Here is an 8,203-nt window from a genome sequence, read left to right as displayed (position 1 = left end):
GGTTTGGCTTTCGAATATTATACCCATTTTACTTCCCCTATCCGCCGTTATCCCGATGTTATGGCGCACAGGCTTTTACAAACCTATCTGGATGGTGGTAAATCAGCAGATGCCGAAGCCTACGAAGTAGCCTGTGTGCATTCTTCAGCCATGGAAAAACGAGCTGCCGATGCCGAACGTGCATCTGTTAAATACAAACAGGCCGAATACCTCGAAAATAATATAGGTACCGAATACAAAGGCATTATTTCGGGTGTTACCGAATGGGGCATGTATGTAGAAATTGAAGAGAACAAATGCGAAGGTATGATCCGTTTACGTGATATATCCGACGATTTTTATGTACTCGACGAGAAAAACTACTGCATCATAGGTCAACGTAAAAAAAGAAAGTACCAATTGGGGGATGAAGTAAGGATCAGGGTTAAAAAAGTAGATCTTTCTAAACGTCAAATTGATTTTACACTGATTCCTGATTAAAAATTAAGACATTTGTGCCCGAAAACACAATGTTCAAAGCAAAGCATGCATACTACAGAACAATTACAGCAAATTTTAGATACTGCAATACAAAATTTAAAGTTTCCGGATCACCCTAAACAGCTTTACGATCCGATTACTTATATCATTAACCTCGGCGGAAAACGTGTAAGACCATTATTGGTTTTAATGGCAACCGAACTGTTTGGAGGTGACGCAAACCATTCCATCCATGCGGCCATGGCTATTGAGGTTTTCCATAATTTTACGCTTGTTCATGATGATATTATGGACAATGCGCCGCTCCGCAGGGGCCAGGCTACCGTACACGAAAAATGGAGTACCAACGTAGCTATTTTAAGTGGTGATGTGATGATGGTTGAAGCCAATAAAAACCTGGCCAGGGTAAATCCGGTTTTCCTTAAAGATGTATTAGATACCTTTAACGCTACCGCACAGGGCGTTTGCGAAGGCCAGCAATTGGACATGGAATTCGAAGGTCGCGATGATGTAAGTATCGAAGAATACATTAACATGATCAGGCTAAAAACGGCTGTATTACTCGGTGGTGCATTAAAATTGGGTGCTATTATTGCAGGTGCTTCAGAAAAAGATGCTGATCTAATTTATCAGTTTGGCGAAAATATCGGAATTGCTTTCCAGTTAAAGGATGATATCCTGGACGTTTATGCCGATCCCGAAAAATTTGGAAAACAGGTTGGTGGCGATATTATTGCCAATAAAAAAACTTTCCTGCTCTTAAAAGCTTTCGAACTGGCCCAGGGAGAAACCCGCGCATCATTAGATACCTGGACCGCCTATAAAGAATTTAATGCGCACGAAAAGGTACAAACCGTGCGTCAGGTTTACGATACTTTGGATATCCAGGAAATTGCCAAAGAAAGCATGAATTCCTACCGGAATAAAGCCCTTGAGGTGTTTGCACAGATTAACGTAAGGGATGAGCGGAAATCAAATCTTTTAACACTTACTGAGCAATTGATGGCGAGGGAGTATTAAACAATACACTTCGGCTACCATTGACAGACTCTAAATAAAAACCGTCATCTCGACTGGAACGCAGTGGAATGCCTGCCCGTACAGGCGGGGAGAGATCTATCTCGGGATAGATTTCTCGACTTCGCTACACTCCGCTCGAAATGACGGTAATTTTATTAAGCCTTCACCAACTTATACTTGATCCAAAAATCGGATGATTTAGCAGAAGATTCACCGCCTTGCATTGGTCGCTGACCGCCTCCACCTCCCATTCTTCCTCTGCCTCCACTACCCATACCGCCACGGCCACCTCCGCCCATGCCTCCGCCTCCCATTCCACCTCTGCCGCCAGACCTGCCTCTTCCACCACCGTTTCCTCCTTCAGGAGCACCTTCTCTTTTAAATCCTGGTTTTCCCGGTTCATTTATTTTAATATTGTAAACAAGCGGTTTTTTAAGATCTACACCAACCTGCAGCTGCGCCAATGGGATACTTAGTTCGTAAATCAGATCTCTGTTTGGATGTATGCTCATTCCCATTTCAATACCATTCTGGTTAATCGCGGGCAGTTCTCCATCCGGAATGTTTTTGAAACCCGAAACACGGATACTTTTATTCATTGCTACCGGGTCATGCATTTCATTTTCTCTCTCAGTTGCTAATGCAGCATGATCGCGGTGTTGTTCTCCCTCTTTAGGCATCGGTGGCCGTTTCATTAACGGAAAAGTTAATTTAATACCATCTTTTTTCTTGCCTGCGGTATTGATATTTAAGGTAATGCCTCCTCTTAACACACTAAAAGTAGTTTGGGGATCTAACGATTCGATAATGATGTACAGGTTTTGATCATCATTGGCCAATGCAAAAGCCAGTTTGGTGGCATCATTGTACTGATTAAGGGGCTCGTTCCATTCGCTCGATATACCGTCGGCTTTAAATGGTTTTACCATGCGGATATTTTCTTCTACCTCCTGTGCATGCAATAAACGGCCCGAAATCAGTAATGAGATTAATAAGGATATTTTCTTTAGATTCATTTGGATTGTTTTTAAATCAATACTCAAATCTAAATCTGAAAAATGTTAATTTTTGTTATTTAACAGGGTTTAACAATTCGGTTGTTAGTGCTAAGTCCGTAGTCATTAGTCTGGAGTCCTGAGTCAATTCTCTAGCAATTACAGTTCTTAGAGAAAATCAACATCTCGAGCGGAATGTAGTAGTGCGGAAATCCTTCGACTCCGCTCAGGATGACAAAGTAGATTTAGCTTCTACCATTAGACTTAAATAAAAATCGACATCATCTCGACCGGAACGCAGTGCAGCGCCCGCCTGCTTCGGACAGGGAGAGATCTACCTCGAGATAGATTTGACAGTTAACCAGTTTAAACAATTAACCGATTAACCAATAACAAAAAAAAGTCCCGATTTGCATCGGGACTTTCCTTTTATAACTTAATTACCAATTATTCTGCAGATGCAGCTTCTTCAGTAGATTCGTCTTTTTTAGCTGCTTTTTTAGCAGGTGCTTTTTTAGCTGGAGCTACTTCAACAACTTCTTCTGCTACAACTTCTTTCTTTGCAACCGCTTTTTTAGCAACTGGTGCTTTAGCTACTGCTGCTTCGATTTCAGCGTCGGTGATAGGAAGGATAGAAACATAAGATTTGTTATCTTGTTTCTTTCTGAAAACTACTGTACCATCAACTAAAGCAAATAAAGTATGGTCTTTACCGATACCAACACCTTTATCAGGGTGGTGTTTTGTTCCACGTTGACGTACTAAAATGTTTCCAGCGATAGCTAATTGCCCACCGAAAATTTTAATACCTAAACGCTTACTATGCGATTCACGTCCGTTTTTCGAACTACCGGCTCCTTTTTTGTGTGCCATGATTTTATATTTTGTAACCCGCCCAAAAAGCGGATTATTGGGTTAACAATTAATTATAGAGTGATGTCAGAGATCTGAATCTTAGTGAAAAACTGGCGGTGACCATTTTTCTTTTTGTAACCTTTTCTACGTTTTTTGTGGAACACGATTACTTTATCACCTTTTAAATGAGATACGATCTTAGCCGAAACTTTAGCACCTTTAACTGCAGGAGCACCTACAGAGATTTTGCCACCGTTGTCAACCAACAATACATTATCAAATTCAATACTAGCGCCTTCATCTCCTTGTAATCTGTGTACAAAAAGGTGCTGGTCTTTAGCAACTTTAAATTGCTGCCCTGCTATATTTACTATTGCGTACATTGTTTAAATATTTGTTTTTATAATTTTTATTTAACGAGGTGCAAATATAGAACAAATTCAATTAACACACAAACACATATCGAAAATATTTTTCACTAAAATCATATTGGAGCAGGATTTTTATGATTTAAGGATTTTAAGATGCGTTTGCTTATGAGTATTAATAACTTTTTTTGAAAAGCAAAGCTACGTAATTCTTGGATTACCGGGGGCCTGCTGTTCACTACAACCTTTGTTATTAAACCCGATCCGATAGCTATCTGATGCAGTGATCCCGCCAAGAATTACTGCACGTTTGTTTCCAGATCATTATTAAGATTTCTACGAACGTAGATTTCTCCATTCTGTTGCACTTCAGTCGAAATGACGTAATGAAGACACTTCGGCTTACAATGATGAACCAGACATAAACTTCTTTGCCTCCAAAACTACCCCATCTTCCATAATCCATTTTACATCTTACCTCTCACCCCCTTCTCTGTTAAAAAATGTTAAAGCATATTTTTATTACGAATATTTCGTAGTTTTACGAAAATTAAATAGAAAACTTCTTAAATTATTCATCATGAAACTAACCCTAACCATCTGTTTAGCAACAGCCTTCACCATTTCGGTAAAAGCCCAAAGTACTGATAAAGCCTTGGCGAGAGTACGCTATACCTTTAGCCATATACAAGATACAACCCAACAGGATAAACCCAGAACCGAAAATATGCTGCTTGTAACCGGTAAAAATGCTTCGGTTTATACCAGCTATGATAAATTGAACCAGTCGCTGAACATGCAGAAGCAGATACAGGAACAGATCAAAAACCAAAGCGGCAATGGCAATGTACAGATCCAGGTTAAAAGCGAAACAAAAGGTCCTTTAACACAGGTAGATTATTTCTTTTTTGCCAACGAGCATAAAATGATTACCAAAGAGCGCCTCTTTAACAATTACCTGGTTGAAGAAACCGCGCCCCAGATTGACTGGAAAATATTAAAAGATACCATGAGCTTTTCCGGCATCTCGTGTCAGAAAGCCACCACCAGATTTAAAGGCAGGAACTGGATTGCCTGGTTCGCTACCGAAATCCCTTTTCAAAGCGGTCCGTGGAAATTAAACGGCTTACCTGGCTTAATCGTTGAGGCTTACGACGAAAAAAAGGAAGTGAAATTTTCTTTTGCAGGTCTCGAAAACGTAAAAGACGATGCCAGTCAGGCAAACTCAGGCGACGATGTTAAAATTGCAAGCCCAAATGGCGGTGTTGGGGTAGTAAAAATGATAGGTATTGATACAGGCACACCTTACCTGGGGTCGGAAATTAAATTGCCTGCCGATGCCATTAAAACCACCAGAAAAGAACTGGATAAACTTAAAGAAGCAAGGGATAAGGATCCGCAGGGTTTTATGCAGGCACAAATGGCGGCAAATGGCATGCAGGGTTCATTTAGACAAAACACTGCCCCCCGCCCTAATGGAGGTACCGTATCCAAAGTAGAAATCAACAACCCGATCGAACTCCCTGAGAAAAAATGAAGCACAACGTGATAACACTGGTGCTGTTACTGCTTACTTTTTCGGCCATGGCACAAAAACCAATTAAAGGACTGGTTAAAGATGCCAATGGTAAAGCGATTGAATCTGTTAATGTAAGCTTAAAAGATCCTGAAGGCAATATCATTAATTTCAGCCGGACGAACCGCAATGGAGAATTTAGCATTACGATAAAAAACGATCAGATTGCCGGTTATAAAATTGAAGCTTCGAGCATTGGTTATAAAAAATTGAGCACGGTAATTACCGATGTTGCCAAAAGTTATGAGCTTGTAATGCAGAGCAGCGAAACAAACCTTGAAACAGTAACGGTAAAAAAACGCCCTTCATTAACTTCGAGGGGTGATACCTTAAATTACCGTCCATCCGATTTTGCAGATAAACAGGACAGAAGTATTGGCGATGTGCTAAAAAAAATGCCCGGAATAGAAGTTGCAGAGGATGGTAAAATCAGCTATAACGGAAAATCCATTTCGAACCTGTATGTAGATGGCGATAACCTTTTGGATGATAAGTATAATATTGGCACCAAAAGCATTCCACAGGGCGCTGTAGATAAGGTACAGGTGATCCAAAACGATCAGCCGATTAAAATGATGCGTAAAAACAATACCAGTGATGATGTTGCGCTAAACCTGGTACTTAAAGACGAAGCCAAACTGAAGGTAATGGGCGATGCTACGGCCGGAGCTGGAATGCCAAGACGTTTTGATGAAAACCTAACGGCCATGCTCTTTAATAAAAAACTGAAGTTTATCAATAACATCAAGGGCAATAACATTGGTAATGATCCGGGTATAGACCTTACATCGCATAATTTATCTGATTATTTAAAAAAGCTGGATAACGACAGACCCAGCAGTCTCCTTTCTACAGGTGCTGCCGGCGTACCCTCTTTGCCACAAAGTAGGTACCTGTTTAATAAAGCAGGATTGGTAAATTTAAACAACCTGTATAAGTTTAACCAAGACCTGCAGTTAAGGGCAAACCTTTCTTATCTATACGATGAACGCAGCCAGCAGTACAATAAATTTTCGCAAACCTATCTTTCGGGCCAAACGATAAGTTATACAGAATCGCAGAACAACGCCATTAATCCACAAAAATTAAGGGCGCAGTTTAACCTGAACGGAAATGCGGAGAAATATTACCTGAACAATAATTTTGTGCTGGATTATGCGCCTTTTAAAACTTCATCGGGTTTTGTAATCAATAATGTAGCGGCCGATCAGGTATTGCGGCAGGAGACTTTAGACATTTCAAACGAGTTTAACTACCGGAAAAAACTGAAGTCTGAAGATGTAATTAACCTCTACTCCTATTTAAACCGTACCACGCAGCCAGAAAACCTAAACATTACACCAGGGCTTAATGCCGATATTTTAAACAACGGAAATAGTTATCTGGGTTTAAGCCAGTACATTAAAATACCAACCTGGTATACCAATAACTATGCATCATTTGCTTTTGTGAACGGTCATTTTGTACAAACCTATAAGGCAGGTTTTAACATACAGCACCAGCAACTCAATTCGGAACTTTACCGCACACAGAACAACCAGCAAACCGAACTGGTATCGGGCAATATGGTAAACGATCTCGATTGGCTTAAAACCAAACTTTATACAGATGCGACTTACGAATTTACCAACGATAACTTAAAGGCCGGGATAAGCCTGCCTTTAAGTTATAACCTGATTAAATACAGCGATGATATCAATCAACTCGATAAAAACCTGCATAAATTATTCCTAAATCCCTCGCTGAATATTAAATACCAAACCAGTGTAGAAAATTATGTAACGGCAAATTATAATTTCCGTAACGACCTGGGCGGAATTGACGATGTTTACCGTGGTACGGTATTAAAAAATTACCGTTCGCTATTTGCGAACAACGCACCGGTTTCTGAATCGAAAACGCATAATGTTGGGGCAGGTTTTAATTTCAGAAAAGCCATGCAGATGCTTTTCTTTAACATCACCGCAAATTATAGCGATGCCGAACTGAATACCATTTCGTCGTACAGTTTAAGCAACAACATTCAGCAAAGGGTAGTATTGCCGTTAAGCAACCACATCCGTACCTTATCATTAAATGCAAATGCCAGCAAGTACGTTTTTGCATTGAAAAGTACAGTTAGTGCAGGTTTTGGTTTTTCGCAGAGCGGATATAGCCAGTTGCAGAATAACGAATTGTTTGATTTGAATGCTCAAACCGTTTTTTATAAATTAGGGATAGAAGCAAAACTTACAAGGTTTATCAACTGGTCTTACCTTGCTAACTTTTCGGTAACGGATAATAAAGCTAAAGTTGCTGATGCGATAAAAACCAATTTCCAGCAGTTAAGGCAGCAATCAACCCTGGCCATTACAACGGTTAGAAATGTTTATTTAAACTTATCGGCCGAACATTTATTTACGCATCAATCTACCCAGCCAAACCTGAAGTATCTTTTTGCTGATATGAATATCAAATACAAATACCTGAAAATGAAAACAGATTTTGAATTTGGCATCACCAACCTGGCGAATATCAAGAGTTTTGATGCGGTTTACCTCTCGGCCAATTCGCTTACCACCGGAACATACTTTATTCCTGGAAGAGTGGCGATGCTAAAGGCTACTTTTAGTTTTTAATTACCTAAATTCGATAATTATTCATGGAAAAGAAAAGTATGTGAATGGCTAGCTTAAATCAACTCGTCATGCTGAATTTAATTCAGCATCTTTCCTGCTAGGAAAGACCCTGAAACAAGTTCAGGGTGACGAATCGCATAGAAAGACCGTCATCTCGACCGAAACGTCCCGAATATTCGGGAGAGAGATCTACCTCGAGATAGTTTAGCTTCGCTGAGCACTTCGTGGTTCTCGACTTTGCTGCACTCCGCTATCATTGACAGATCATAAAAAAAGTCGTCATTGCGAGGA

Annotated in this window: 7 protein-coding genes; 4 read left to right on the top strand and 3 right to left on the bottom strand. The window is 40.1% G+C overall.

Annotation, left to right across the window (positions count from 1 at the left end):
* Both B2V92_RS22810 and B2V92_RS22805 read left to right on the top strand, forming a co-directional pair.
* On the top strand, positions 1-480 hold a 480-nt coding region (locus B2V92_RS22810; protein WP_293312448.1), incomplete at its 5' end, for a S1 RNA-binding domain-containing protein.
* A 45-nt stretch (positions 481-525) separates the two neighbouring features.
* The gene (locus tag B2V92_RS22805) at positions 526-1,500 is read left to right on the top strand and encodes a polyprenyl synthetase family protein (protein WP_293312447.1); all 975 of its coding nucleotides are present in this window, start codon (positions 526-528) and stop codon (positions 1,498-1,500) included.
* A gap of 155 nt (positions 1,501-1,655) precedes the next feature.
* Here B2V92_RS22805 and B2V92_RS22800 read toward each other — a convergent pair whose 3' ends face one another.
* The 3 genes from B2V92_RS22800 to rplU all read right to left on the bottom strand — a co-directional run bounded on the left by B2V92_RS22800 (position 1,656) and on the right by rplU (position 3,733).
* Positions 1,656-2,516, bottom strand: a complete 861-nt coding sequence (locus B2V92_RS22800; RefSeq protein WP_293312446.1) for a hypothetical protein — start codon at positions 2,514-2,516, stop codon at positions 1,656-1,658.
* A gap of 426 nt (positions 2,517-2,942) precedes the next feature.
* On the bottom strand, positions 2,943-3,368 hold the full coding sequence (gene rpmA / locus B2V92_RS22795) for a 50S ribosomal protein L27 (RefSeq protein ID WP_293312445.1): 426 nt from the start codon (positions 3,366-3,368) through the stop codon (positions 2,943-2,945).
* A 53-nt stretch (positions 3,369-3,421) separates the two neighbouring features.
* A complete protein-coding gene (rplU, locus tag B2V92_RS22790) occupies positions 3,422-3,733 on the bottom strand; it encodes a 50S ribosomal protein L21 (protein ID WP_113951957.1) in 312 nt (103 codons plus the stop codon).
* 565 nt (positions 3,734-4,298) lie between these two features.
* Between rplU and B2V92_RS22785 the strand changes: the two genes are divergently transcribed.
* Together B2V92_RS22785 and B2V92_RS22780 are read left to right on the top strand one after the other, a co-directional pair.
* The gene (locus B2V92_RS22785; RefSeq protein ID WP_293312444.1) at positions 4,299-5,255 is read left to right on the top strand and encodes a GLPGLI family protein; all 957 of its coding nucleotides are present in this window, start codon (positions 4,299-4,301) and stop codon (positions 5,253-5,255) included.
* A complete protein-coding gene (locus B2V92_RS22780) occupies positions 5,252-7,912 on the top strand; it encodes a TonB-dependent receptor (RefSeq protein ID WP_293312443.1) in 2,661 nt (886 codons plus the stop codon). The genes B2V92_RS22785 and B2V92_RS22780 overlap by 4 nt, the downstream gene beginning before the upstream one ends.
* Positions 7,913-8,203: the final 291 nt, after the last annotated feature.

The organism is Pedobacter sp. UBA5917, from assembly GCF_002432345.1.
Taxonomy (GTDB): Bacteria; Bacteroidota; Bacteroidia; order Sphingobacteriales; family Sphingobacteriaceae; genus Pedobacter.
The sequence above is the reverse complement of the archived record's forward strand: the minus strand, read 5'-3'. Positions and strand labels throughout refer to the sequence as shown.

Coding starts and splice junctions, on each gene's coding strand:
- rplU (WP_113951957.1), bottom strand. CDS start 3,733: ATGTACGCAATAGTAAATATAGCAGGGCAGCAATTTAAAGTTGCTAAA.
- rpmA (WP_293312445.1), bottom strand. CDS start 3,368: ATGGCACACAAAAAAGGAGCCGGTAGTTCGAAAAACGGACGTGAATCG.
- B2V92_RS22780 (WP_293312443.1), top strand. CDS start 5,252: ATGAAGCACAACGTGATAACACTGGTGCTGTTACTGCTTACTTTTTCG.
- B2V92_RS22800 (WP_293312446.1), bottom strand. CDS start 2,516: ATGAATCTAAAGAAAATATCCTTATTAATCTCATTACTGATTTCGGGC.
- B2V92_RS22805 (WP_293312447.1), top strand. CDS start 526: ATGCATACTACAGAACAATTACAGCAAATTTTAGATACTGCAATACAA.
- B2V92_RS22785 (WP_293312444.1), top strand. CDS start 4,299: ATGAAACTAACCCTAACCATCTGTTTAGCAACAGCCTTCACCATTTCG.